The sequence below is a fragment of the Paenibacillus sp. AN1007 genome (assembly GCF_040702995.1).
Classification (GTDB): domain Bacteria; phylum Bacillota; class Bacilli; order Paenibacillales; family Paenibacillaceae; genus Paenibacillus.
This window is the reverse complement of record NZ_CP159992.1, coordinates 6,352,862-6,379,526: the sequence shown is the minus strand read 5'-3', so window position 1 is coordinate 6,379,526 and position 26,665 is coordinate 6,352,862. Positions and strand designations below refer to the sequence as shown.

General features: G+C 50.8%; 23 protein-coding genes, 1 pseudogene and 1 riboswitch. All 24 genes and pseudogenes read right to left on the bottom strand.

Going from position 1 to position 26,665, the window contains the following annotated elements; genetic code table 11:
* Positions 1–710: 710 nt before the first annotated feature.
* Positions 711–2,312 (bottom strand): cobyrinate a,c-diamide synthase, encoded by a 1,602-nt coding sequence (locus tag ABXS70_RS28620; protein ID WP_366296808.1) that lies wholly within the window; start codon positions 2,310–2,312, stop codon positions 711–713.
* 178 nt (positions 2,313–2,490) lie between these two features.
* Positions 2,491–3,579: a cobalamin biosynthesis protein gene (locus ABXS70_RS28615; protein WP_342553159.1), complete on the bottom strand. Its 1,089-nt coding sequence runs from the start codon at positions 3,577–3,579 to the stop codon at positions 2,491–2,493.
* Positions 3,572–4,369 carry a precorrin-4 C(11)-methyltransferase gene (gene cobM, locus ABXS70_RS28610; RefSeq protein WP_145404502.1) on the bottom strand — a complete coding sequence of 266 codons (798 nt, stop codon included), beginning with the start codon at positions 4,367–4,369 and terminating at the stop codon, positions 3,572–3,574. Before cobM ends, ABXS70_RS28615 begins: the two co-directional genes overlap by 8 nt.
* Positions 4,366–5,067 carry a precorrin-2 C(20)-methyltransferase gene (gene cobI, locus ABXS70_RS28605; protein ID WP_342556464.1) on the bottom strand — a complete coding sequence of 234 codons (702 nt, stop codon included), beginning with the start codon at positions 5,065–5,067 and terminating at the stop codon, positions 4,366–4,368. The genes cobM and cobI overlap by 4 nt, the downstream gene beginning before the upstream one ends.
* Before the next feature lie 233 nt (positions 5,068–5,300).
* Positions 5,301–6,584 (bottom strand): precorrin-6y C5,15-methyltransferase (decarboxylating) subunit CbiE, encoded by a 1,284-nt coding sequence (gene cbiE, locus ABXS70_RS28600; RefSeq protein ID WP_342553160.1) that lies wholly within the window; start codon positions 6,582–6,584, stop codon positions 5,301–5,303.
* A complete protein-coding gene (locus ABXS70_RS28595) occupies positions 6,547–7,701 on the bottom strand; it encodes a cobalt-precorrin-5B (C(1))-methyltransferase (RefSeq protein WP_342553161.1) in 1,155 nt (384 codons plus the stop codon). Before ABXS70_RS28595 ends, cbiE begins: the two co-directional genes overlap by 38 nt.
* A 633-nt stretch (positions 7,702–8,334) precedes the next feature.
* Positions 8,335–8,982, bottom strand: coding sequence for a precorrin-8X methylmutase (locus tag ABXS70_RS28590; RefSeq protein WP_366292793.1), 648 nt, complete (start codon positions 8,980–8,982; stop codon positions 8,335–8,337).
* Between the two features lie 126 nt (positions 8,983–9,108).
* Complete coding sequence (cobK, locus tag ABXS70_RS28585) at positions 9,109–9,891, bottom strand: precorrin-6A reductase (RefSeq protein ID WP_366292790.1); 783 nt, start codon at positions 9,889–9,891, stop codon at positions 9,109–9,111.
* A complete protein-coding gene (locus tag ABXS70_RS28580) occupies positions 9,888–11,120 on the bottom strand; it encodes a sirohydrochlorin chelatase (RefSeq protein ID WP_366292787.1) in 1,233 nt (410 codons plus the stop codon). The genes cobK and ABXS70_RS28580 overlap by 4 nt, the downstream gene beginning before the upstream one ends.
* A gap of 393 nt (positions 11,121–11,513) precedes the next feature.
* Positions 11,514–13,447, bottom strand: a pseudogene (gene cobJ, locus ABXS70_RS28575) (precorrin-3B C(17)-methyltransferase).
* 376 nt (positions 13,448–13,823) lie between these two features.
* Positions 13,824–14,013, bottom strand: a riboswitch (cobalamin riboswitch).
* 257 nt (positions 14,014–14,270) lie between these two features.
* Positions 14,271–15,104, bottom strand: coding sequence for a uroporphyrinogen-III synthase (locus ABXS70_RS28570; protein WP_342553166.1), 834 nt, complete (start codon positions 15,102–15,104; stop codon positions 14,271–14,273).
* 131 nt (positions 15,105–15,235) lie between these two features.
* Complete coding sequence (locus ABXS70_RS28565) at positions 15,236–16,465, bottom strand: endospore germination permease (protein ID WP_342553167.1); 1,230 nt, start codon at positions 16,463–16,465, stop codon at positions 15,236–15,238.
* A 56-nt stretch (positions 16,466–16,521) separates the two neighbouring features.
* Positions 16,522–16,749 carry a hypothetical protein gene (locus tag ABXS70_RS28560; protein WP_342553168.1) on the bottom strand — a complete coding sequence of 76 codons (228 nt, stop codon included), beginning with the start codon at positions 16,747–16,749 and terminating at the stop codon, positions 16,522–16,524.
* Entirely contained in the window at positions 16,742–17,941 is a 1,200-nt protein-coding gene (locus tag ABXS70_RS28555) for a Ger(x)C family spore germination protein (RefSeq protein WP_342553169.1), read from the bottom strand. The genes ABXS70_RS28560 and ABXS70_RS28555 overlap by 8 nt, the downstream gene beginning before the upstream one ends.
* Positions 17,942–17,945: 4 nt before the next feature.
* The gene (locus tag ABXS70_RS28550) at positions 17,946–19,544 is read right to left on the bottom strand and encodes a spore germination protein (protein WP_366292783.1); all 1,599 of its coding nucleotides are present in this window, start codon (positions 19,542–19,544) and stop codon (positions 17,946–17,948) included.
* Positions 19,545–19,724: 180 nt separating this feature from the next.
* Entirely contained in the window at positions 19,725–20,063 is a 339-nt protein-coding gene (locus tag ABXS70_RS28545; RefSeq protein WP_342553171.1) for a hypothetical protein, read from the bottom strand.
* A gap of 47 nt (positions 20,064–20,110) precedes the next feature.
* On the bottom strand, positions 20,111–20,812 hold the full coding sequence (locus ABXS70_RS28540; protein WP_366292780.1) for a pirin family protein: 702 nt from the start codon (positions 20,810–20,812) through the stop codon (positions 20,111–20,113).
* Between the two features lie 272 nt (positions 20,813–21,084).
* On the bottom strand, positions 21,085–21,498 hold the full coding sequence (locus ABXS70_RS28535) for a DoxX family protein (protein WP_342553173.1): 414 nt from the start codon (positions 21,496–21,498) through the stop codon (positions 21,085–21,087).
* Between the two features lie 60 nt (positions 21,499–21,558).
* Complete coding sequence (locus ABXS70_RS28530; RefSeq protein ID WP_342553174.1) at positions 21,559–22,419, bottom strand: M56 family metallopeptidase; 861 nt, start codon at positions 22,417–22,419, stop codon at positions 21,559–21,561.
* A 1-nt stretch (position 22,420) separates the two neighbouring features.
* Positions 22,421–22,837 (bottom strand): BlaI/MecI/CopY family transcriptional regulator, encoded by a 417-nt coding sequence (locus ABXS70_RS28525; protein ID WP_342556465.1) that lies wholly within the window; start codon positions 22,835–22,837, stop codon positions 22,421–22,423.
* A gap of 263 nt (positions 22,838–23,100) precedes the next feature.
* Positions 23,101–24,552 (bottom strand): catalase, encoded by a 1,452-nt coding sequence (locus tag ABXS70_RS28520; RefSeq protein ID WP_366296805.1) that lies wholly within the window; start codon positions 24,550–24,552, stop codon positions 23,101–23,103.
* A 350-nt stretch (positions 24,553–24,902) separates the two neighbouring features.
* Complete coding sequence (locus ABXS70_RS28515) at positions 24,903–25,259, bottom strand: hypothetical protein (RefSeq protein ID WP_342553175.1); 357 nt, start codon at positions 25,257–25,259, stop codon at positions 24,903–24,905.
* Between the two features lie 4 nt (positions 25,260–25,263).
* Complete coding sequence (locus ABXS70_RS28510) at positions 25,264–26,079, bottom strand: winged-helix domain-containing protein (protein ID WP_342553176.1); 816 nt, start codon at positions 26,077–26,079, stop codon at positions 25,264–25,266.
* Complete coding sequence (locus tag ABXS70_RS28505; RefSeq protein WP_342553177.1) at positions 26,055–26,450, bottom strand: transcriptional repressor; 396 nt, start codon at positions 26,448–26,450, stop codon at positions 26,055–26,057. The genes ABXS70_RS28510 and ABXS70_RS28505 overlap by 25 nt, the downstream gene beginning before the upstream one ends.
* Positions 26,451–26,665 lie beyond the last annotated feature (215 nt).

The following is a 26,665-nucleotide window of genomic DNA, read 5'->3' as shown; positions in this document are numbered from 1 at the left end:
TCATCTCCTTTCATGTCGTCCTGTTGTCGTCATTCGTCTGCATGCTTCATTATCGAATAAATTAATCATACATCATCATCTAATAAATTAACCATGCATCGTCAAATCGACTACCTGTAATACCTCTTCTCAGCTTCTTATACAGGGATTCTACGAATATATATTGAAATCAAAACACCTTAGCTGTTCTACCCTGTTCAGCGGGATATGAATTGGATCCGAATACTCCCTAGTATAGCCTCATTATTGTTTGGCATATCCACGTCATCTGTATCCAGTATTGTATTCACCAGTCTCTTTTCGCGCAGGATGCTCCATCCCTACACATTCCACACGCTTCACTAAAAACCTTTAATCTCTCCGTCGAATACCCAACTTCACGACCAAAGTCTCAGGAGGTCCAAGCTGGATTAGAGCCTACTGCGTATTGCCAAAATATCCATACGAGGGGCCTAAAAAAACATATGAGGCATGAACAAGCACACGAAGACCTATGAAGATATACGAATACATGCAAGACATTTATACCGCATTTTCACAAGATGACTCAACTCAGTATTCTGACTGGAGTCCTATTACATTTTTCATACTTGCAGCAAAGTTTCTCCAAGCTTTGTTCGCATCACTGCTCTCATTGTAAAGGAGCAGCACAACATAACTATCGCTGGTTCTGCTCCATACTGTCACCTAAGATAGGTGCTTCACTTGATTTAAACCCGCTGTTGACGATAAAGTCTGCAGTGCTCCACCCATCTCTGTGCGGCAGCAGGATATGAACCAAGGTGCACATGTGTGTATCCAGCCACAATACTGCCCGCCGCATACCCTTCCTGCTTCACCCCTCGAAGCCCATTCGTTTCGTAAGCATATTGAATCCGTTCTTCTTCGCGATACGTCATCGTGGAGTAATGAAATTCATGCCCCCGAAGCACTTCACCCTGTTTCAGCAAAAAGGAATCCTGAACCGCACTCGCCTCCCGATATCCCAGTGCGGCTCGTTTTTTCTGCATCTGTACCTGCGCAGGAATAATCCCTGCCATAGTATACGTTTTCCCTTCACGGTCAGTCAGCGTTTCGCCAAGCACCATGTAGCCGCCGCACTCCGCAAACAGCGGCATCCGGGAACGGGCTGCTTCGCGCAGCCCATTCAAGAAATGTTCATTTTCGGCAATCACCGCCGCAAACTCCTCAGGAAAACCACCACCGAGATATATGCTGTCTGCCTCCATCGGAATACCTTCGCCAGCGAGCGGGCTGAAGAAGTGCAGCCTTGCTCCCGCCGCTTCGAGCAGTTCCAGATTGTCGGGATAATAGAAGTTAAATGCCGCATCACGAGCTACAGCAATAACAGGCTGATACGTATCTGGCTTGCCGTGAATGTGGGGAACTGTCGGGTGGGACACATGCTCGGTGTCGTTCACACTGGCTGTGTGGGCAGTGCTGCCGATATCGGCAGCATTGGCTGCAATAACTGCTTGGGTAATAACGCTATTACGAGCAGTCTCAGCAGTAATGGCTGGATCGTTGGAGGCTGCATGAGTTGTGCCAGCTGTGCTGCTGCACTGCAGCGGGAGCGGGGGAGCACTTGCTGCCAGTTCCAGCAGAAGATCCAGATTCGTTCCTTCCAGCATCATCTCGGCTGCCCGCTGGAATAAAGGCTCCAGTTCTCCGCGTTCGATCGCGGGGACGAGTCCGAGATGTCTCTCGGGGATAAACAAGTCTTCATCCCGCTTTAGCCAGCCAGCAACCGGAATGCCGCACATTTGCTCAATGGCTTTTTTCACAATCGTATAATGCCCCGCGCTTCCGCACCGGTTAACAATCACAGCAGCAATGTTCAATTCCGGCTCCAGCTGCTGAAATCCCAGCACGATCGCCGCCGCACTGCGCGCCATACTGCGTACATCGACCACCAGAATTACAGGTGTTTGCGTAACCATTGCGATCTCTGCGGTAGAACCTGTGCTGCTGAGCGGGTCTTTGCCATCATACAGACCCATCACACCTTCAATAATGGAGATATCATGTCCAGCTGCCCTTTTCTCAAACGTCTCCCTCACATATGCAGGTGAAGTCATCCATGCGTCCAGATTACGTGAAGCTCGACCGGTCACTGCCGTATGATACGTTGGATCAATATAATCCGGACCGCATTTGAACCCCTGAACGCTCAATCCGCGCTGGGCAAATGCCTTCATTAAACCTAGCGTTACAGTTGTTTTGCCTGCACCACTACCTGTGCCCGCGATAATCAGCCGAGGTGCACTTTGGTTATTGGACGTCGCTGTTATGGCTTCATTATTGGATTTCATTGGTAAGGCTTCATTGTTGGATACGGTGCTCTTTACATTTTTTGAGTTCATCATACATCCCGCCTTTGCTTTACATATAACAAATAGACCATCCCATATCGATTCCAACGGCTGGGACGGTCATGTTCATGAGGTGATAGCAGTCACACGAAATGTTTTTCAATCACACAAATCGAGCTTAATCAAACGCAGCCCGGGCGACAGAGATCGTCAGATTGCCGCTCTTTTTCTTTTCCAGCAGCCAATGATCGGCTCCCGAAGAAAGCAGCGCCGCCGGTTCACTTACGCCATAGGCTCCGGTGTATTTAAATACTGTCTCGGACGGATTGGCAAGCTGCACCGTATTCAGTTCCGCCGGAGTATAGGTTACGAGTTCCCAGCCGTGCTTAGCGCATAAGGCCAGCAGGCCTTCCTCATCTTTTTTTAGATCAATCGTAGCCACGTTGCGCACGCTCTTCACAGACAGGGACAGCTCTTCCAATGTGGCAAGCACTTCCTGCTCCAACTCTTCCATCGCCGTACCGCGATTACATCCCATGCCGAGCACGAGGCTCTTCGGACGGTACAGCACACCGTTGGTTAGAAAACGTTCCTCTTCCGCCGCCGAAAGCAAACGGTCACTGACTACCAGTGCAGCGTTAAACGCAAACGATTCCGTCTCCTCCATACTGCGGAAGACCCGAATATGATCAGGTACAGGTTTGTTATAACGCCACCAATTGCGTTCGCCTGTCTCCTGAATCAGTGCCACCGGCTCTTCATTGACCACCGCCGCACTTACAGGAGTTGCTTTATCAAAGCTGTCCACGATCCAGCCCAGCTCACGGCCAAACATATCCACCGGAATTGTACCCTGCACGTCCGAAGCTGTTGTAATAACAGCACGCGCACCAAGAACTTCCGCCACTTGTCGCGTGAGTTCGTTGGCACCGCCAAGGTGACCGGACAGCACGCTAATGACGTTCTCGCCGCGGTCATCGATGACCAGAACGGCAGGATCCACTTTTTTGTCCACCAGCAGCGGAGCAATCATGCGTACAACGGCGCCCAAAGAGATAAACAGAATGATGCCGTTATAACGTTTGAACAGGTCGGGCAGAATCAGCTTCACCGAGCCTTCAAACAGCGTATATCCAAGCTGCTCCTCGTCGCCACGGGCGAATTTGCTCATATAATAAACGTCCGTACCCTGAAACTGTCCTTCCAGGTTACGCACCATCTCCACGCCATGCTTCGTAATCGCTACAGCAGCAAACGGATTACTCACCGGACTTCACTCCCTTGCGATAGCCGTGGGTGAAGGATTTGTCATACAGTTTCGAACGGTGAGCATCCCGGTTCACCAGATCAGGATCAAGTGCCCAGCCTGCCAGAATCATGGCATGCATCGTGATGCCTGCGGCACGCAGATCAGCAGCCAGATTAGCCAGCGTGGTGCGCACAATTTTCTGGTCCGGCCATGTTGCCCGCTGCACTACTGCCACCGGTGTATCCTCGCTCCAGCCTGCGGCAAGGAATTCCACGACGACTTTCTTCGCCAATGTCGCACTCAAGAAGAGTGCAACCGTACAGTGATGGGATGCCAAATCGCGAAGCTTTTCCCGTTCAGGCACAGGTGTGCGTCCTTCCGCACGTGTCAGGATAACGGTCTGTGTCAGTTCAGGTACAGTCAGTTCCGCTCCCAGCGCCGCTGCCGAAGCAAATACAGAGCTAACGCCCGGAATAATCTCGTAATCCACACCCTGCTGCTTGAGCAGCACCATTTGTTCCAAAATGGCACCATACATCGCCGGATCACCCGTATGTACACGTGCTACGCTTCGTCCTGCCCGGACTGCGGTGCACATCAGCTCGACCTGCTGTTCCAAATCCATGCCCGAGCTTTGCAGCACCTCGGCTTCGGGTTTGGCTGTCGCAATCAGTTCATCATTCACGAGGGAATCCGTGTACAGGACGAGGTCGGCATTTTTCAGAATATTCGAGCCCTTTACCGTAATCAGCTCGGGGTCTCCCGGGCCTGCACCAACAATGTACACTTTCGGTTCTAATGTCTTCATTTGCTCACCACCATCAGGCTTAAATATTCCAGCTCCTGCCCTTTCAGTTCACGGGCGTCACGCCAGACCAATTCATAAGGGGAAGTGACTTTGGTAACCACCGAAGCTTTGCCCCCAAGTCCCATCTCGTCCAGCAGCTCCAGCATCGGGTCCAATACCTTCGCTACTTTAATAAACACAATCGTATCGTGATGCTCAATCGCCTGCCGCATCGCTTCTTTGTCCGCCGTCGCCGGAATAATGCCGACCTGCTCGTCGCCATCTGCCAGATGAATATCGAGTGCAGCCGCCGCACCAAGAACGGAGGATATGCCCGGAATCGAGCTGATCGGAACTTCAGGATGCAGTTCACGCATGAGGCGTGCAAGGTGGATAAATGTACTGTATAAGTTCGGATCACCTTCTGTCACAAACGCTACATCTTTGCCTTCCTTTAAAGCTTCCCAGCATGCTTCCACGGTTTTGCCCCATTCCCGTTCAAGCACAACCGGGTCTTTGGTCATCGGAAAGATCAGCCCCAGCATCTCTTTCTCCTCTGGATTCACATATAATTCCACGATCTCGTGGGCATAGGATTTACCGCCTTTGCGTTTCTTCGGGTAGGCGACCACCGGGCATTCGCGAATCATCCGGTATGCTTTGACCGTAATCAGCTCCGGGTCTCCCGGCCCGACGCCAACGCCATACAGTGTGCCAATCGTTTTGCCCGCTTGCGATGGTTCTGGCAAAGCCGATGGTGACACCTCTCCGGCAGTCGTTTTCACAGTTGTGCTTACAGCTGCGTCCCCTCCGGCTGCAGTCACCGTCTCGCCTGCTGCTGCACTTGCTGCAGCACTTTCCGAATCGGTTCCTGTGAAACTTGATGCGTCACTTGTGATATTTCCTGTTGTTGTGCTAATGCGGTTCTCCCCCTTTTTCTTTCCCTGTCGAGCTACTCTGCTCCGTTTACCGTTTCCGCTTCTCCTGCAGCTGTATATTGTCCTGTAATAACATAGATTGGATTCAGTCCGTCAAAACGGGTCATGTTCAGGATCGGCTTGCTCCGCGCCGTCTGCAGCAAGGTCACGGAGGCGTCCATGCCTGCATCGCGCATCGCCTTCATGCTGTCATGCAGCGTTTCGATGGTCGCTGCATTCACCACGATGCGTCCCTCAGGGCGCAGGCGGGACGCACATAGGGCGATCAGCTGCGCGAGTTCACCGCCGCTGCCGCCAATGAACACCGCATCGGGATCCGGCAGTTCGTCCAGCCCCGCTGGTGCTTTGGCATGAAGGACGGTAAAATCCGTCCGGAATTTGATGCGGTTGGCCTCGATGTTCACGAGGTCACCTTCGTTCTTTTCGATGGCGAAGACCTGCCCCCGCGGCGCCAGCCGGGTGCACTCCACCGCCACCGAACCTGAGCCTGCGCCGATATCCCACACGATGCTGTCCTCGCCCAGGTTCAGCTCGGATAAGCTGAACGCGCGGACTTCACGCTTGGTGATGAGGCCCTTTTCGGGTTTGCGCTGATGGAATTCCTCATCGGCAAACCCGAAGCCTTTGCGCGGCGCCGGTGCATCCTTGCGGCGCAGCAAAATGACGACGTTCAGCGGGCTGCACTCAGCCGCTGCCAGCTCGTCCAGGGTGTAATGGCGGGCACGCTCATCTGCCGCGCCCAGGTTTTCTGCAGCGTAGGCATCATACTCGGTCATGCCGAACTGCTGCAGGTATGCCCCGATCGCAGCGGGGCTGTTATGCTCGTCCGTGAGCAGCGCGATTTTGGCTTTGCCATCGATGCGCTGGGCGAGGCCTTTGAGCGGGCGGCCGTGCACGCTTTCGAGCACGGCGTCATGCCAGCTCTCGCCAAGCCTTGCGAACGCCAGCTGCAGCGAACTGAGATTAGGCCGGATGTCCAGCTGATCCGGGCCGAGTTTACGTGCGAAATACCCGGCGATGCCGTAAAACAGCGGGTCTCCCGAGGCAAGCACAACGATGTTGTGCGAGTCCCGCAGCGCTTTTATTTTCATAACGAGGTCGTTCAAACTGCTCTTAATCACCAGCTTCTCTCCCGCAAACGCCGGGAAAAATTGCAGCAGGCGCTCGCCTCCTACCAGCACATCTGCCTCCTGAATGAGATTCAGGCTGTCTGCCGTAAGTCCGGCTGCACCCTCTTCGCCCACGCCAATAATGCGGATGTTACGATTCTTTGCTCCAGTTGTTGTGTTCGAGTTCACTGATTTCCGCCCTCCCCAGTTCCATTCCTTTCATAGTGACAAGCACCACTTCCACCGTTACGCCGCCGCCCGCATGTTCCAAACAGTGCTGACAGGCGTACAGGCATAACTTCTCAAAATAAGGCAAGTATCCCGCTTCGGTCATCATATCCGCCACCTGAGTCGCCGTGTTGGCTTCCTCGATCGCTTGCGCCAGTTCATCGCCAGCCCCGGTCTCGCGAGCCACGGACGCAAGAAATCCAAAATCCACCGGCGCACTTTTGGAATGCACCATCATGACCCCTTGCGCGACTTTGGCAAATTTACCCGGCATCCCGACCAGACTGATGCGTTTCATGCCGAGCCGTTTCCCGTGTTTGATCGCAAAGCCAACAAAGTCACCCATTTGAATAAAGGCTTCCTCCGGCAGTTCAGGCATCATTTTCATGGCATACTTCTCACTGCTGCCGCCTGTTGTCAGCACAATGTGCTGACACCCCGAAGCCTGCGCAACGGAAATGGCCTGCACCACACTGGCTTTGTATGCCGAAGTAGAGAACGGAACGACCACGCCTCGTGTGCCCAAAATGGAGATGCCTCCAAGAATGCCAAGCCGTGCATTGAGCGTTTTCTTCGCAATCTCTTCGCCGTCCGGTACGCTGATCACCACCCGCACCCCTCTGGCAGTACCATGTTCAGTCAGGACCTGAGTCACCGCTTCGGTAATCATACGGCGCGGCACGGGATTGATCGCCGCTTCGCCTACAGGCACGGGAAGACCGGGCTTCGTGACGCGACCCACACCGATGCCTCCATCCAGCTCCACCCCCGGCTCGTCCTTCCAGGACACATGTGCGATGATCTTCGCCAAATGGGTAGCGTCCGGGTCGTCCCCGGCATCTTTGATCGTGGCACAGGTTGCCGTGCCGTCCGCCATCAGTCCCTGCTCGATCAGCTCGAACGAGTGGTCAAAGCCGGCGGGCAAGGAAACCACGGCTTGCACAGGGATATGTCCCGTTAACAGGAGCTGCGTTGCTCCTTTAGCAACCGCTGTCGCACACGCCCCCGTCGTAAAGCCGGAACGCATCGGTTTGTCGGGGTCTGGTACTTCTCCGCTTTTCATGCGCTTCTTTTCCATGGCTTTGAACCTCCCGTCCTTTGATTTGCTTGTTTGTTCGTGCGCTTATATTTACTGATGGTTCATGTTGATTGTTGATTATGGATTGATGGTTAGTCTTGTATGAATTGTTGGTTAATCAATTTCTCGGTGTACTCAGCAAATATGACGCTAGTAACTGGGCGCTAACCATTGGAAATTATTAGAAGTTGCTGGACTAGACCTATACCTACTAATGGCACGCACGCAAACCATCTCAGTTACATAAGATCCGCCCATGCCACAAGTACGCGCTAACGATCACAGATGACGTTATTTGGACTAATTTGACCTCGCTGGATTTCTAACGATCTCAGGAGACGCTATTTCACCAATAATGGGTCATTTTCGGCACTTCTGGACGAGTTTCAGCCAAATAACGTCCCTCAGGATCGTTACAATTTCAAAAGGCTGATTTTACGCAAAATAAGCTTCCTGGTGATCGTTAGAAGTTGCTGGACTTTAACAGATTCGGACATAGCCCTTCGTGAAGACTATTCCAGTTCTCATTAGGATTCGGCACGGCTCGCTAACCAGACTTAAATCAGATCAGTTAGATTTCTTTCGACCTCACTGGTCGATCGAGGCAAACCTCCTTATTACTCCCACACAGATCTATGTCTTCACAGCCATCAACGAGATCGCGTTAAGGGCAGCCACAACGATTGTACTGCCGCCTTTGCGGCCGATGTTGGTGATGAACGGAATGTCCAGCTTGCGCAGCTCGTCCTTCGACTCGGCAGCGGATACAAAACCTACCGGCATGCCGATAATCAGCCCTGGCTTGGCCTCGCCCTCTTTAACAAGACGAATCAGCTCCAGCAGCGCGGTGGGTGCGTTACCGATGGCGTAGATGCCCCCCTCATACATTTGGGTTGCTTTGCGCGTCGAGATGATGGCACGAGTGGTGTTGAGACGTTTCGCCTCTTCCATCACGTCCGGGTCGGAAATATGCACATGCACATCGCCGCCAAATCCGCGAATACGGTCCTTGCTCACACCCGCCTGAATCATCTGCACGTCAGCAATAACCGATTGGCCTGCGCGCAGCGCGGTGATACCTGCCTGGATCGCGTCAGGGTGAAATACCATGCTGCGGCCCAGCTCGAAATCAGCCGAAGCGTGAATGACACGCTGTACGACTGGGTACTGCTCATCGGTAAACGGGTGCTCGCCCAGTTCCTCCGTAATCATTTCAAAACTTTTACCCTCAATCTCCTGCGGCTGCACGGTCAGCGGTTTAAACTCCGTTTTGAAGTCCATCGACTCAATCACTCCTTGTCAAATATTGATTTGAAACACGGCCTGAAATAAATTACGAAACGAACATTACATCCGAGTCTGCTGCTTTCTATCAGGCACTTCAAAGCTGCACTATTCAAATTAGGCCTATCGGAGAAATGACTGCCTCAGCATCTCGTTCAGCTCGTTTAGTATACCGTCATAGTGATCAAATACCGTGCCAAACTCCGCCTCTGGACGTGAGATCAGCACAACATGAATCCCCAGTTCCAGTGCAGACTGGATTTTCTCGTCCACGGCCCCGGTTTTGCCGCTTTCCTTGGTAACCATCACCGTTGCTGCATAGTGCTTGTACAGTGCTTCGTTCATTTCTCGGGAAAAGGGTCCCTGCATCGCAATAATATTGCGCTGCTCTACGCCCAGCTCAGCGCATTTCTCCATATTGTCGAGACGGGGGAGCATGCGTGCAACAAGTCGTATATCCGGATCACCGAGCAGGTGCTTGGTGAAGATTTGCAGCGTTTTGCTGCCTGTTGTCAGCATCACGGAACCTTTCAGCTCTTTGGCTTTGAGCGCTGCTTCATCATAAGATGACACGACATGCAGTAGTTCATGGTCATCGTAAACAAGCCCGGTTCGTTCGTAACGAATGTAAGGGATGCCCGCCTGTTTCGCGGCTTCCATAGCATTCGCATGTGCTTCTTCGGCAAAAGGATGACTTGCATCCACAAAGACAGAGGTGTTTTTTTCACGGATCAGCTGCACCATCGCCTCTACCGTCAATCGGCCTGTCCGCACAGACAGTCCGGCTTCCGCCAGACTTTGGGCCGCGCTATCCGTCACAACGGAGGTTAATACGTCATAGCCCTGCTGCCGGATTTGAAGCGCAAGTTCCCGTGCATCACTGGTGCCGCACAACATGAAAATCATGAATGCTTCACCTGCTCTGAAGCCGCTGCGGCCTGTGCGTGAACAGAGGACGTATCTGGCTGTACATGAACGGGCTCCTGCGCTGCCCGCTGCCCGCTGTTCCGGTTGACCTCACGCTCGTGATGTGTGTGGTGCATCTCTCCATCATGGTCATGATGGAAATCAAGCGATGCCTCATGGTGGACGGAACCCTGTTCTGTATGCTCATGTTCGTGGTCGTGACTATGGTCATGGTTGTGATGAGTATGCTCATCATGACTGTGGACATGTTGATCTTCGTGGTGGTGATCGTGATCATGATGGTGATGATCATGTTCATCGTGGTCATGCCCATGGTCGTGGTCGTGATGGTGATGATGGTGTTTGGCCGCTTCAAGTCGGAATTGGCAGTTGTCGCAGTTCGCTGCCACACGCCCGTACAATCCCTCGTGAGCACGCTCCAGCACAAGCTCGACCAACTTTGGATGGAAACCGAAATAACCACCAATTTCGACCTGAATGTCTGGATGTGCAGCTGCAAATTCAGCCGTCATCTCGTCAATGCGTTTAATCAGCACACCGGTAAAGAGGAAGTACGGCATGACAATAATTTTTTTCGCACCAAGCAGCAGGCAGCGCTCCAAGCCATCCGGGAAAGAAGGCTGGGTAACCCCGATAAAACTGCTTTCCGCCCATCTATACGGAAGCTTCTCCCACAGCATACGGGTCATTTTGAAAAAGTCACTGTTCGCATCCGGGTCACTGCTCCCCCGTCCCAACACAAGCACGGCTGTCTCTTCATCCGTTACGCTCAACGCAGCAGGCGGAGCGGCTACTGCAGCTGCTGTATCTGTTTCACCTTCACCTTGAGCTGCAGCCCGCACAGGCTGTGCCTCCTGCAGGCGAGTTTGCATAATCTGCACCACTTTTTCATGTACGCCAATCGGGCGTCCGTATATAAACTGCACCTGAGGATAACGTGCTTTGGCACGGTCAATGGCATTCGGAATGTCAATCTTGGCATGACCGGCTGCAAACAAAATGATCGGCACCAGTACAACACGCGTCGCACCTCTGTCTACACAAGCTGTCACACCATCAGCAATACTCGGTCTCGTTAACTCCAGAAAACAGGTCTCCACCAGCGTGTTCTCTGGTGCCTGCTCGGCAACCCCACGCGCAAACTCCTTTAACTCACGGTTTCCCTCAGGATCACGGCTCCCGTGTCCCACCAACAAAATGGCATCCATCTTCTTATCTCCTCCGCTGTCCGATCCACAGATCAGATTTTTCATGTAACCATCATCTATCAACATCAACCACACGCTAACCATCTCACTTACTTAATGCCTACTACGCTCACAACTCGGCGCTAACGATCCCAGATAACGTTATTTGGAGTAATTTATACTCGCTGGAATTCTAACGATCTCAGGAGACGTTATTTCACCAAAATGATGCCTTTTACACCAACTTGGGCTGGGTTTTAATGAAATAGCGTTCCTACGGATCGTTACATTTTCAAACATGCCCTTTTCCGCGATATAAGGCTTCTGAGAATCGTTAGCGCTATAGGCCGCGATTCAGTCTGATCAAGGATCGGCAGCGCGTTTGATCGACCTGTATCATCTATCTTCGTTCACTTAATCTCCGCATACCGGATTCACTTCGACGGTGACTGGTGCATCCACATGGCGGAAGCCCTGAATAACCCCTACACGTTTGAAAAACTTGTGAAAGCGCTCGTTCGGATGGCCCTTTGCCTTGTACTCCGCCACGATGCGTTCTACGATGCCGCCAATTTCATCACCGGGAATACCCTCGGCTACAGGTTGGGCCGGATGTGCGTTGCGCCCAAACTTTTTGCCGCCAAGGAACAGATCGTATCCGCCTTTGCGGTAAACGATACCAATATCCTCCAGCACCGCGCCGTAACAAGCCATACCGCAACCGTTCAGCGCTACACTGGTTTCCTTCGGAGCAGATAATCCGCCAATCACGTCCTGAAGATGGTTAGCCATCGGAACGGCATCATCTTTCTCCAGATTGCAGAAATCACAGGCTTTGACCTTGATGACATCACCGATGGGAACAACGATAAAATTCGCTGCACGCAGCTGCTCCACCAGCGCATCCGGTTCAAACGTCGGCACCCTCAGAATGATCTGGTGCTCCGGCGTATACTCCAGCTCGCCGTCCTCGCTTGCGCACTGCGCCAGCAGGGCCATCTGGACGGCGGTGAACTTTTTGTTGCCCACGCCGGGCGCTACGCCGACCTCGAAGAGCGGCGCCTTGCGTCCCGGCACGGGCCGAGCTGGGGTGCCAACCGCCGAGCGCCGTCAGCGCGATGCGCCGCCACGGCCGCCGGGCCTGACGCCGCCGCGTCCAGCCAGCGGCCTGCCGCTTCGCCCCCGAGCGCACCGCCTGCCGCGAGCCGCGTCAGCGCCTCGGCAGCAAGCTCGGCAGCGCCGGCACGCGGCGCAGCAGCAGCGGCGCGCGGTGCGGCTTCTGCCGCCGCGGGCACGGACCGCGATGCAGCAAGCACGGCGGTGCCGGCACCGCGCGCCGGGCTTGCTGCAGGCGGGGTCGCCGCCCATGCACCAGCGGGCGGCTGCCCTTGCGGAGCCGTGCCCGCTCCGGCGCTCGCGCCGTGCAGGGCTGGCTCCGCCGTTAGCGCGGCCTGCGCATCGCGGGCCGCGCTATCGCCCGCTGCCTCGCCGGAGGCGGCAGCGCGGGCTTCTTGTGCGCCGAGCGACCATGGCTCGGCTTCGGTGCGCAGCCGCTCATGAGGTCTGAGCGGCTGTTCCGCGGAGTTCAGCGTATACTTCCGCTGATATCCGCGCGGAGTGACCATGAGTCCTTCGTACATCATGGTTGAGGAATTGCCGATAATTACGGTAGTCAACATACCGATATCGTGATGCAGCATATCTTCCAGTGTCGTCAGGACCACATCCTGACGTTCCCGATACGCACTTTTGACCAGACCCACCGGTGTCTTGGGATCACGGTAACGAAGCAGCATCTCCTGCGTCTCCACAATCTGGCGTGTACGGCGTCCACTGCGGGGATTGTACAGAGCAATGACAAAATCAGCCGCTGCTGCCGCTTCAACCCGGCGAATAATCGTATCCCATGGTGTCAAATGGTCGCTGAGACTGATCGTACACGCATCGTGCATTACGGGTGCACCCAGCAGGGAAGCGCAGGACTGAACAGCTGACACGCCGGGAATAACCTCAACGGCTACGCCTGTGTCCGGCTTCCAGCCCTGCTCCATCAGAACCTCGTAGACAAGTCCAGCCATGCCGTATACCCCTGCATCTCCACTGGAGATTACGGCCACAATGTTACCTGCTTCCGCCTGTCTCACCGCTTCCTGTGCCCGGCTGACTTCCTCGGTCATGCCCGTACGTACAATGGCTTGTCCATTCAGCAGTGGGCGAATCAGATCCACATAAGTGTTGTATCCGATAATAACCTCGCTTTCCTGCAGTGCATCCAGTGCCCGTTTCGTTATATGCTCCATCGCACCCGGGCCGAACCCGATAATCAGCAGTTTGCCTTGCTTTTGCATATCTCTTCCTCCCTCATTCCACTCGTCACGCGGTTTACATCTCAGCCTATTTATCTAAAATGTTAACTTTATTGATAAGAACTTCCTCTCTTGATTACAGGCAGCAAGTTCCCCGTGATATGCGGTATTCCTGACTTCATGCTGATGGTACTCCTCATTTTTCGCCTGATCCTGAAGCTGTTTGCTGTCCGAAAAACAAAAAAATCTCATCCTGTTCACGGATGAGATACGCATGTACTTAAACTCAGGAAACGAACGCATGAATCCCCCAAAAAAGGAGGTACACACGACCAAAACAGCCCATATAAGGCCTTTCAGGACAAACTGATGTTTGTCCCTTTCCGAATTTATCGTACACCACTCCTTTCCGCGAAGGGTTTGGTGACACATGCAAGGTAGGTCTCCTGGCTTTGGATCATCAGCTTTCTTTTCTGTCTTCCCCGTTTTCCGAGTGACGTTTATTGAAAAGCGCTTCACCATTACAGTGGCGGGACCGCTCGGGACTTGCACCCGATTCCCTGTTACCTCTTGCTTTACGCAAGAGCACCTTGCTGCTTTCATATTGATTTCATCATACCATCGGTCAGGAAAAAATGTCCACGATAATGAATATTGTCCATATCTTGATTTTCGGATAAAAATGAAAAAAGATCCTGATCCGCCAAACGGACCAGAACCTTTATGTATCCTGTATAACAAGCTTCTGTTTTTTCCTGCAGCGTTAACTCTCCACGCGTTTACGTTTTCTTCATCCAGTGATCTGACGTGCCTTCCTGCCTCCGTATACGCTGCTGCTCTCAACTCATTCCCGCCAGAGCTCCCTCTAAGACTCCCCCCGGACACCAACCGGATTAGCAGCAAAATAACGCCCCAGTTCAACAATAAGTGCACCCATCTTCTCTTCCTCCGGTACAACGAGTGCTTCAATGCCTTCCTCACGCATCGCATTTGCGGTCACTTTACCGACGGAAGCCGGAACTACACCTTCCCTGAAGGCCTTCAGCATCTGCTCCAGCTTTCCTTGAGAAGCGGCATATTCCGTTAAAAATCGAACTTGCGGACCACTTGTAAAAGCTACGGCATGCAGCTCATGCCGAAGGACTTCATCCAAAAGCTGCTTCAACGCAGCTTCTTCCGGTGGTACGTGACGATAAGGCAGCACTTGGCGTACGACGGCTCCCTGCTCTTCCAGCCAGTGGACCAGCTTGGGGGCCGTTTCTCCGTGCAGCTGCAGCATCACCTTTTTACCTGAGAGATCATGCGAGCCGAACTCACGAATCAATCCGTCCGTACTGCCATCATCGTCTCGTACCAAAGGTGTTAACTTCAGCTTCCGAAGTGCATTTACCGTTTTGTATCCTCTGGCTGCGACATTCGATTCAGACAGCACATTCCGAAACTGCCCGGCCACATCCATATCCTCCGCCATGTCAAACAAGGCATCCAGTCCCATACCGGTTGTAAACACAGCCCAATCCGGCGGATTGGAAATCCAGGAGACCAATCCATCCCTGATGCTGCGGTCATCCAGAAATACCGTTCCTTGTGCAGGACGCACAAGAGGGACTCCACCCATTTTTTCTACTAATAAAGACATCTCTTTGGACTTTCGCGGTCCGGTTAATGCTACTCTTACCCCTGCCAAATGCTGCGCCATACCTGTCCCCTCCGTTCAAATCAGCCGAATGTTCATCAGTCTGACTACAGTATACAGGCTGCTTGTACGGAGGGAAACCATATCTGCTTTCATTCCGGGCTCTTGGCTATAACGATTTTTTATAGTTTTCATCAGGAAGGCTGCAGATTACCGCCACCATGTGATGTTTTCCCCTTCTTTTCCCCGGACTTTTCTTCAGAGTGATCCGGTTCAGCGTGTGCCTGCTGCTTCTCATCCTCTTTGCGCTGTTTGTCTCTGGACGCACGTTCTTCGGACCCGGAATCCGGGACATGCTGTGCATCCTTCTTGCGCGGACGAAGGAAAAGAAACAATACAATTGGGAATAACACCTCGAACACGATCGCAATCCACGTCCACTCTCGAGTAAAGCGATTGAGCTGAACCGCATTGCGGAAAAACCAAAAGGCACATACAAAACCCAGCAGCGCAATCGGTCCAGTTAATACTTTACCAGACACCTTCGGAATCATTCGTTTTAATCCCCAGCATACAAAATACAGGTCAAATGCAATCTTGGTAATAATACAAGGCAGCGTTGCGGCAGCAAGCGCCAGATCAAACCGATCCAGGAAGTCACTGATCTGCAGCTGTCTTGCCAGCTCATACGATGGATATACAAGTCTTGAAGCAATGGGTACACCGATTGAAGCAATCGTTTCTACAACAATCAGCATCAGCAGCAATCCCGTAACAATAGTACCCGAAAGAATTGACTTCACGCGAAAGTCACTACCTCTTACCACAAAAGGCAGGGCAATCATCTCACCATAAAATGAAAAGATATACCAGCTTCCTGTCCCCACTCCCGCGAGGTCAACATCGAGATAGGGCTTCAAATTATCCAGATTGATCTGCTGAATCAGCATAAACGGAACGATGATGGAGTTTAACACAAATAGAGTCACATATAACTCCACCATACCGATTAGGGAACCGAGACCTCCCCTAACGATAAAAACGGCCATGACAATCAAAGAAAGCACGATTATCGATATAGGTGTTGTTTCAAGTAACGTGATACTTACATAATCCCCTGTTAGCCGTATATCTCTGGCAAGTACAAAGAAGAAAAACGTGATGTATAGAAACCCCGTTACTCTCCCGAGGAAGGGGAAGCGCTCCGCCAGCGACTCAAACAAATCCTTGTCTGGAAAACGCCGCTGGACACGGCTGAGCATCCACATCGATGTAAACATAATCAGAACAACCGGTACGTAACAGAGATAAGCATGCTGTTCTGCATAAAAAATGGCCTGAGCATGAGGTTGAAGCAGCGTACCTGTAATACTGAGCAGCATAATGATCAATACCATTTGTCGGTGGGTTACTTTCTGACTCATCCTGTCCCCTCCTTTCCTGCGCATACCTTCTGCATGTTAAGCAATCATACTGCACTTCATCCGGGCAGCGGCAGCAGACGCTGGATCACATGACTGATCCATACCGTTACAAAAAACGTCTTCGTGCTCAATGCAGTTACATACAACCAGATACCAATCCCTATGGCCATTAAACCGTAAGACAACCAGCGATTAATCGGGGCTGCCTGTTTCAGATGACGAAAATCCATGATAAGCGCGCCAACAACCATCGCTAAATATGTGAACAGAAGCGGTTTAATCATGCACAATGTCCTCCTCCACGACCCCGATCGGTTTATTGACAACGCCAACATTCTCAATGATGACATGGGGCTCTACATTCACCTTGACGTCCGGATAGAGAACATCCCAACGATCCTTAATCTTCTTCCACTCCTTTGGCCGCTGCTGATGAATTGATCTGCCCATACCGAGAATGTCCGCTTTGAACTTCTTCTGTACCAGATGGACCCCTTCTTCAATATCCTCTTTGAGCTTCTGGTGAACAGCCTCATTAATATTAAGAATCTCCTTCTCCTGCCGATCCCCATAATTGGATTCGTTGTCGACCAATACCCCTTTGGCATAGAGTTCAATGGTTATACTCACCTTCCCATTCTCTATATGAGGGTGAAGCGAAGCATTGTTCTCGTTCAGCTTGATAAACAAATCCCCTTTCCCTCGAGGGGCCTTGATCAAAACTTCAGGTGCATTCGCTTCACCCATCGCCAGAATCAGAGCATCTGCTGGTTCCTTATCCATCATGCCTACAAGTTTATCTTTTTTGAAAATAGCCAGACCATCCAGCTTGATATTGGTCTTGGAGTCTTTCCAATCTTTCGGTACGCTGTCCGAAACCGAAGCAATAGGCAGAAAAGGATCAATACCCTCGCTCAGAATGGAGTCGATAAATGTTTTGAGAGAACGCGGATTTCGCATATTCAGGAAACATAACTCTCGCACCATCTCTGAAGGGAATTTCTCAATGGGAGCATCCGTATCAATGACTTTATAAGCTTCACCCCGAGTGACGACAGGCATTGCCGATAACCGGTTGAGCGGATACCGCGTGAGTAAATCCAGCATCGAGGCCACACCTTCCCGGGCAAGCTCCTCTCCAATGAGGATGGTTCGGCGATGCGCATAATAAATTTTGCGAGACAATGATTTCTGACCTGCAAGTGTTGTTTCCCGCAGCGTTGGACCCGTGTTCGAGAGCAGGAACCATGACTTATCACCACTGGTCCCCCCGCCACCACCCTCACTGCCTGATGCACCTGACTGTCCTGGAAGAGCAATTTGCAGGCTTGCTCTGTAGTTCTCCTCTTCTTTATCAACGGCAATGCCGATAACAAAGGCAATGTCATTGATCTCTTCGCGATCCCAGCAGCCTGCTAGCATGGAAGTACACAGAATCAGCGCAATCACAGCTCTGTATTTGATAAGAACCTGCATGGAATCACCATCCTTCCTCAGCTTCCGGCGAACCATTAATATCTCTGGTCATACGTTTGCGGTCCCGATGTACAGTCGAAGGGCGATTGATCATTTTCCACCAAGGCACCCGGACCAAAATATCTTTGGTATCCTTCTTGCTGTACGGACTTAAACCAGACAGATATGGTACACCAAATGATGTCATCTGTGTCAGATGCACGGAGATGAGTACCAGACCAATGACTATGCCGTATAACCCTAACATGCCTGCCAGAAGCATGATCGGAAACCGCAGCAGCCTTACGGTAATGGCAAAGTTAAAGCGCGGAATAGTGAAGGAAGCTATGCCCGTCATCGACACGATGATAACCATTGGGGCAGACACAATACCTGCCTGTACGGCAGCTTGGCCGATCACCAGGGCACCGAGAATGCTGACCGCTTGCCCCACCGTCTTGGGCAGCCTGACCCCGGCCTCTCGAAGCGCTTCAAAGGATAATTCCATAATGAGCGCTTCGATCAGCGCCGGGAAAGGAATAGCTTCACGGGCACCGGCAATACTGAGAATCAGTGTGGTTGGAAGCATGTCCTGATGATAGGTTGTAACCGCGATATACAGAGCTGGCAGGAACAGAGCAATCGCTACGAACAAAAAGCGAATCCAGCGAATCAGATTCGTAATGAAAAACCGCTCATAGTAATCCTCGCTTGCCTGCAGCATCTGCCACATGGTCACAGGTGCAATCAATGCAAACGGTGTCCCGTCCACCATGATGGAGAATCGACCTTCCAGCAGGTTTGCAGCAACCGTATCTGGACGCTCCGAGTAGTGCAGCTGCGGAAAAGGAGAATAAGGATGATCTTCAATGAGCTCCTCAATGTAACCACTCTCCAAAATACCGTCAATTTCAATTTTTTCGAGACGTTTCTTGGCGTCCTGAATCAATTTGGGATCGGCGACTCCTTCCAGGTAGACCAAAACAACATCTGTTTTCGTATCGGAGCCCAGTGTCATACTCACCATTTTGAGTGCAGGTGTCTTCAGCTTGAACCGCAGTAAAGCTGTATTCATGCGGAGCGTCTCCGTGAATCCCTCCCGGGGTCCGCGGATGACCGATTCCGTCTGCGGCTCTTCTACGCCCCTTCTTATACCGCCCTTGACATTGAAAAGCCATGCTTCAGCTTCTCCATCCATGACCAGTAACGCCGATGAGGCAAGCACGCCCTCTGTCGCAGCGGCCCAGGTCTGAACTCGCTTTACCTGTGTTAATTCAATCCGTGTATCATCAATCGGCACATCCGGCTCGTCTGTTCGCTGCTGAATCAGTCCCCGAATAAGCGGACGCAGCATATGCTCCTGAATATCTGCCGAATTCACGATGCCCTCGACGTATACGAGGAGTCCCTGCACCTCCGGTGTGATCATAACATTGCGGAATACTACGTCGGAACATTCCGAGAATATTTCTTTTAATGCCTGAATCTGAGTCGTATGAACTCCACTAATTGGCTGCTTCAGAATAGGCGGGGACGGCAGTCCCAAGGGTATATGTCTGCTGCTGTCGGAGGATGCTCCTGAAGCTTTGGACTTACCACCGTCTGATGATGTTTTACCTGCCATATGCCGCCCCTCCATTCATGTTTTTATACGAGGTAGCTTGTGCCATAAGACAGGGAATTATGTGGTTTTTAATACAAAAAAATAAGCCTCCCATGAAGGAAGGCTTACAGATCGAAGTGATGGAAGTCTCATGCAGTAGGTTGAACGCACAATAGACCATGCGGCCATTCCATGTCTGTGTTAGTCTGCAAAATAATCCTCAGGTACATATTGAATTTCTGACTTGGCATAGATCGTAAGTGTATGCCGCTCGCTGTCATATTTTACGCGATCGCCATCGACATAATACCAGTGCTTCGTCAGAGGGCGGTCTTTACGCTGAACGAATCGAAATACGTTTAATTCCTGCCTCAGCTCGATAATCTTCGCAACGGTCTGCTCGTCCAGTCCCGAAACTGTAAACAGGAATCCCGTTCCATCCTGCTGAAAGCGATAAGACAGACCTGCATCCATTTTGCTGTTCGCCAGTCCACGCCCGGTCACTCCGTGTTTTACCATAAACCATTCCTGCTGCGCCATACGCATCGTTCCTCCTTGGATCTTGAAGTGGAGTTCGTCTTCTTTTATTAAGGCAGATCAATCAGCATATAAAAAGTGTCTTCAAGCCCTTCCAGCTTCATGGAAGAGGTCTGCTCCACACGTGCCGTATCTCCTGGATGCAGCACATGTTCATGCTGCAAACCGAGCTTGCCCTCGATGGAGAAAATGTACATGCGGCGCCCTTCTTTTTGCTCATACTCAAGCGTCTTGCCCTTGGATAATCGCCCAAGATAAATCGTCATGTCTTGATGAACCGTGGCAACCCGCGGCCCACCATCGGAGGAGGCTACAGGCACAAGAGCACCTTCCAAGGCCGCTATATCAAACGAAGTCGTTTCGTAGGAAGGCTCCAGCCCTTTCGTATGCGGCATAAACCACAGCTGGAGAAGTCTTACCTCCTCGGTATCTGAGGCATTATGCTCCGTATGAATGACTCCGCTTCCTGCGGACATGCGCTGAATGCTGCCAAAGCCTGTTACAGCAACGTTACCCAGACTGTCCTCATGTCTCAGCTTGCCATGCAGCACGATGGATACAATCTCCATATCACTGTGTGGATGTGCCCCAAAACCGCGACCTGGTGCGATAACATCATCATTAGCTACCCGCATCGGTCCAAACGCTGTATTGTCGGAATCCTGATATTCACCAAAGGAAAAACTGTGACTGCCGCGCAGCCAGCCCCTGTCAAAGCTGGAACGTGCTTCGGATGGAATGACCTTAATCATATCGTGCAACCTCCTCAGATCTATTATTGTACATGTTGTATCTCTCTTATTTTTTCTTAGCAGCATACTTATTCTCATTATACCAAATTTAAAATGATTTCGTCCAAAACAAAAAGCTCTTTACCCGTCAGTTTGATCGGCAATCCACATTACCTCATCAAACTGGCAAGCAAAGAGCTGGTTGCAGAAATCATGCGGCGCTCTAAAGCTTTTCTTATATTTACCTTTATACTGCGCTCATGAATATGTTATGCCGATTCCCAATAATCAAATCAAGCACTGACATTCTGACGTGTGCTTCCTTTTCTGTTAAATAGATAATCCAGCGCGAGGAAGCGGCTTCCGGTCAGAAGAAGAGTCAGCGAACCTGCCATCAAGAGATAATCCAATTCTGTTCCGCTCAAGAAGGGCTGACCTGCCTTGGCTGTGAACAGTGCACCTACCATAACAGCGATGAACAAAGCTGCAAAGACACGAGTACCCAAACCAAGAATCATCGCTGCACCGCCTGCCAGCTCAATGATGGCAACAACCGAAGCCATAAAGCCCGGAATACCTATACTTTCGAAGAAACCAACGGTTCCGCTAATCCCCCCCTCAAATTTGCTCCATCCATGTAATACAAAGATGAAACCAATCATAATCCTTGAGAAAAAGAGACCAATTTCAACGTTTTTATTATTCATTATTCATCTCCTCATTTCATTCATTTTTTGTTCATTATGACTTTGTTCCAAAGCTGTCTTCTATCCAATTGACCACACAAACAGAATGGACAACAACAGGAACACCGCTGCCGAGACCAGAATGGCATAACGCGGTAACCGCAGCGCAACGTCCAGTTCAGGGTCCAGCAAACGGGAAATACGCACATTAACCGACGTATCGGCAAACGAGGATTGAATTGTTGGCGCTCTGCCTTCACCTGATGGTGAACATGTCCGAAGAAGTTTTAACAGCGCACTGCCAATACCGGCAGCGTTACCTGTACGTTCAATGGCTTCGTTATCCGCTAAAATCTCTCTCACGGTTCGATATTGCTGTGACGTATGTTTCAGCACAGGAATATACGGCATCACAGCAGCAAACACGGAGAGCATTGTCGTTTTGAGCGGGTCCCGATGCCGCAGGTGGTGAACCTCATGGTAGATGACAGCTCTCTCTTCATCGGGATCCAGCATGCTGAGCAGTCCTGTGGATAACACGATGCACGGCTGCCACAGCCCAATTGTAAACGCTGCTGGAGAAGGCTTGTCCACAACGAGAAACCGAGGTTTCTTGAGGTGCCGGTATCTTGCACTCAGCTCCGCTGACCACGTTCGAATCTCCATCGAGCGGAGCTTGGTCAATGCTGCCCGAGTCTGAATAATTCGTACAGACAGCATCCAGCTTGTACCCACGAAAGTCAGCACCACCAGCAGCATTAAGAAATGCCCTACAGACATCCAGCCCAACTGGCTCATCCAGTGATTGCACAGCCATAACAGATTCAGCCGGATATCCCATCCATATATTTTGTACATCGCATACATGAACATCTGCACGAGCACAAGTACCGGAATACCAAACCCGACGGTGAACAAAATCTTGGAACGGGTCTTCCACATATTAATCGTTATCCTTTTTCCACTGCTTAATCTTCATTTCGAGTCGTTCAATTAAGCCTTCATCCGCTTCATCCAGCGCGTCCAGCATATGGTTCAATGCCAGCGACCCGAATTCATCCACCAATTCCTGTGACAATTCCTTGGATTGATCGTTCATAAACGCCTCCCTGCTCTGTACCGGTTTATACAGCGATGTGCGGCCTTTCTGTGTTTTACTGAGCAGTCCCTTATCCACCAAACGATTCATCACAGTCATAACCGTATTGAAATTTACATCCTTTTCCTGCTCCAATGCAGTCTGTACTTCACGGATGCTGCTTCCGGGGCGAGCCCACAGAATGTCCATAATTCTGGCCTCCAACGGACCGAAGAATCGGTTCAGTCCACGCTCTCCCACTTTGAAATTAAGTATTCTCATCATCTGACACCCCTCACACTACCCATTGTAGTGCCCACGAAGGAGAAGTCAACCTCTATGTCAGGTATTTTATGTAAATGATTTGTAAATTTGTTTTCCATTTGCGTATCAAATGACATAAGGAAACCGGGCTATTCTGCATAACTGCAGTCCTGCCCGGTGTTCATAATATACATTAATACGTACCTTTACGAAGTCATTGAAAAGAATGGCACTCCCTTCGTATTAAATGCAGGACTATACACCTTCGCCCGTCATTTCGTTTATTTTGGCATATGCCCGGAGATATCTATGCCCAAGCCATGAGCCAATCGAGCACCCAACTGTCCGTCCGCCCGGAAGAAATGGCATAAGGCTCGCATCTGAATATCTACCGGTACGGCTTTGAGATCATTCGTCAAATTATCCAACAGGTTGTGCTGCTCAGCAGGCGTGAACGAACGGAACAATTCCCCGGCTTGTGTGTAATCATCTGTTTTCTCAATTTTCTCTCTCGTGACATGCCCCTGCAGTGGAACCTGAATTTCACGGTAAGCCGGATCTTCTTGCGGGCTGCTGCTCGAACTGTTAGGTTCATAGTTTACAGGAGACGGATCTTGGTTCACATTCATGAGCCCATCACGCTGATGATTGCGCACAGGTGCATAAGGGCAGTTCACCGGAATCTGCAGATAGTTAGGTCCGAGTCGGTGCCGCTGTGTATCCGGGTAAGAGAACAAACGACCCTGCAGCAGCTTATCCTCAGATGGTTCAATTCCCCGTACAACCGCGCTCGGTGAGAATGCTGCCTGCTCCACTTCTGCAAAGAAATTCTGCGGATTACGGTTCAATGTCATCGTCCCCACCGTTTGGAAGGGAAGAACATCTTCCGGCCATGTTTTGGTCGGGTCGAGTGGATCAAAAGAGAAATCATCCATCTGTTCCGGCTTCAGCAGCTGCACCTGCAGCTTCCACTGCGGGAAATCACCGTTTTTGATATGTTCGTGCAGATCACGTGTTGCATGGTTGAAATCCTGTCCCTGAACTTCAGCAGCTTCCTGACGTGAGAAAGCGCGAACCCCTTGAACCGATTCCCATTTGTATTTTACATAGTGCACTTCGCCCTCGGCATTGATCCATTTGAATGCGTGTACACCGAAACCATCCATCTCCCGGTAACTCGCGGGCGTTCCCAGATCTGAGAACAGCCATGTCATCATATGCGTTGATTCCGGGGAGAGCGTCATGAAGTCCCAATAACGAGCCGGGTCCTGAATGTTAGTATCTGGAGCAGGCTTCAGGGAATGTACCATATCCGGGAATTTAATCGCATCGCGAATAAAGAAGACCGGCAGGTGATTGCCGACAATATCATAGTTGCCTTCACGTGTATAAAATTTAACAGCAAATCCCCGCGGGTCACGAGCAGTTTCGGGAGAACCCGTACCATGAATAACGGTTGAGAACCGTACAAGCACATCGGTTTCAGTGCCCGGTTCTTGCAGGAAATCCGCTGTTGTGTACGCCGTCATGCTCTGCTCCAGCTTGAATATCCCATGTGCCCCTGCACCTCTCGCATGTACAACTCGTTCAGGAATACGCTCTCGGTCAAAATGGGCGATCTTCTCAATCAGATGGTAGTCCTCCAGCAGGGTAGGCCCTCTTCTTCCTGCAGTCCGTGAATTCTGGTTATCTCCTACGGGAGCTCCCTGGTTGGTTGTCAAACGATCTGTCATCATGTCGTCCTCCTCTAGAATGGGTATCATGTCTGCTGTATCTATCTAATTCCAATCATATTCGTCGTTTGCCGAAATATACATTTAGACTTGATCTAACTGTTAAAATGATTCTAACATGTCCCATCCCTTCGCTGCATGAGGTTCACATGAGATTAGGATGAGGTTAATATACCTAAAATGAATGATATATGAAGGATGCGAAACACGTTTCATATGACACCGGAAATCACAAAAAAAGCGCAGACCGCTTCATAACGGTCTACGCCATATTTCATCCTGAATGGGCATAATCAGCAGCACCATGGTGAATGCTCCTCAATTGTTTTTTACCGTTTACAGTCATGTACCTAGATCATTAGCCCTGTAAGATCCTCATACCCCATACGTGTTAATAACTCATTGCCATTCAGCTCCAGCACGTTCTTCCTACTTGTATCGAACTGCATCTCAAGTACGGACTTCAGCACTTCGGCCACATATCTGGGCTGGTTAAAATTCACAGCATGTGTTACATCCTCTTTTTTCATCCGTAATCCTTCATTCAAAGGACTGCCGGAAATCGGTGTATCCCGGGTTCCAAATACAATGATATATCTCATGTCCTTCTTTTCCGTAATGAACGTCAGTTTGGACCTGCAGTAAACGTCTCTGACCGTTCTATAACTCCACCAATAGGTGCTTCCATTGACCACTATTTTTCGCATAAAATTAATCCGCCAACCGGTAGCCTACGCCTCTTACCGTTACGATATACTGAGGGGACGAAGCATTATCGCCCAATTTTTTGCGCAAGCTTTTGATATGAACATCCACCACATTGCTGCCGCCTGTAAAATCCGTCTCCCAGATATCACTCAGCATCTCTTCACGCGAGATAACTGCACCTTTGGCATCAATCAGCTTAAGCAGCAGATCATACTCCGTCTTGGTCAGGTGAATTCGATCCTGATCACGCTGTACACTCATGCGTTCCCGATCCAGCACCAAGTCTTTGAATCCGATTCGCTGTCCTTCTTCAGGTAAAAAAGCCCGCTTGGGCATTACCGGGCTGCTGCCGATCATGCGCTGTACCCGGTAAAGCGCCTCCTGCGGGCGCGCAGGCCACACCAGCAGCTCCTCCTGAAGCATCGGTCCGCTTGCACTGCCAATCATTTTCTCTCCCACCAGGTAGAGACAAGGGGTCGTGTGCTCGGCCTCGCGGTTCAACCGACTGTGGATTCCCGTAAACGCATCGATCGTTCCCGCAACCGAGAGATCATAGATCAGCAGATCAAAAACAAGGCGCTCATGGAGATCCGGTTCCCAGCGATGAAACACAAGTACGTCAAAACAGCTATCTGTCAAAGCCTTTACCAGTTCATGCACTTGTCCCGGCATCGGGCTGATCAGAATGACACGTCTCGTAATCGGGCAGTTATCCACCAGAGGCGGTTCAGTCATGGAGTCTGCCAGAGCAGGTTTAACCCGAAGAGGTAAACGCCGCCCTGACCATTTCACTTTTACTTGATCCGTTTGTTTTTGCATTCCCCGCAGACACCTCCAAATACCACATGAGCATGATCAATTGCATAACCCGTTTCTGCTGCTACCTGCTTCATCCACTGTGGAGGGACTTCTGTCATCACCTCATCCACTTTGCCGCATACCTCACACATAATGTGCTGGTGATCATCCATTCTCGCATCATATCGACTCGCTGTTTCACCGAGCTTAAGCTCCCGAATCAGCTCTTTGTCTGTTAAGTACCGAAGAGAATTATATACGGTGCCGTATGCCAGGTTATATCCCTGTTCTACCAGCCGATTCATGACTTCGGCAGCTGTCGGGTGATCTTCTGAATTACGTACGACATCATATACCGCTTGCCGTTGGATCGTTAAATTTAAAGTTTTCACAACCAGGTCTCCTTTTTATACTGCTCATCATGGCTATATTTTGTTTCGAACGCTATTGTTCGCTTCAGCTTTTTATAAACTTCAAATTAATTTTGATTTAGATTAAGTATAAATCTTAATGTATATCGAAGTCAATATTGCTTCATCTTCACTGGCCTTGGAACTTTATAGCGAATTAGAACCAAACCCTTCAAGCATTTGGGATTATATGGTTC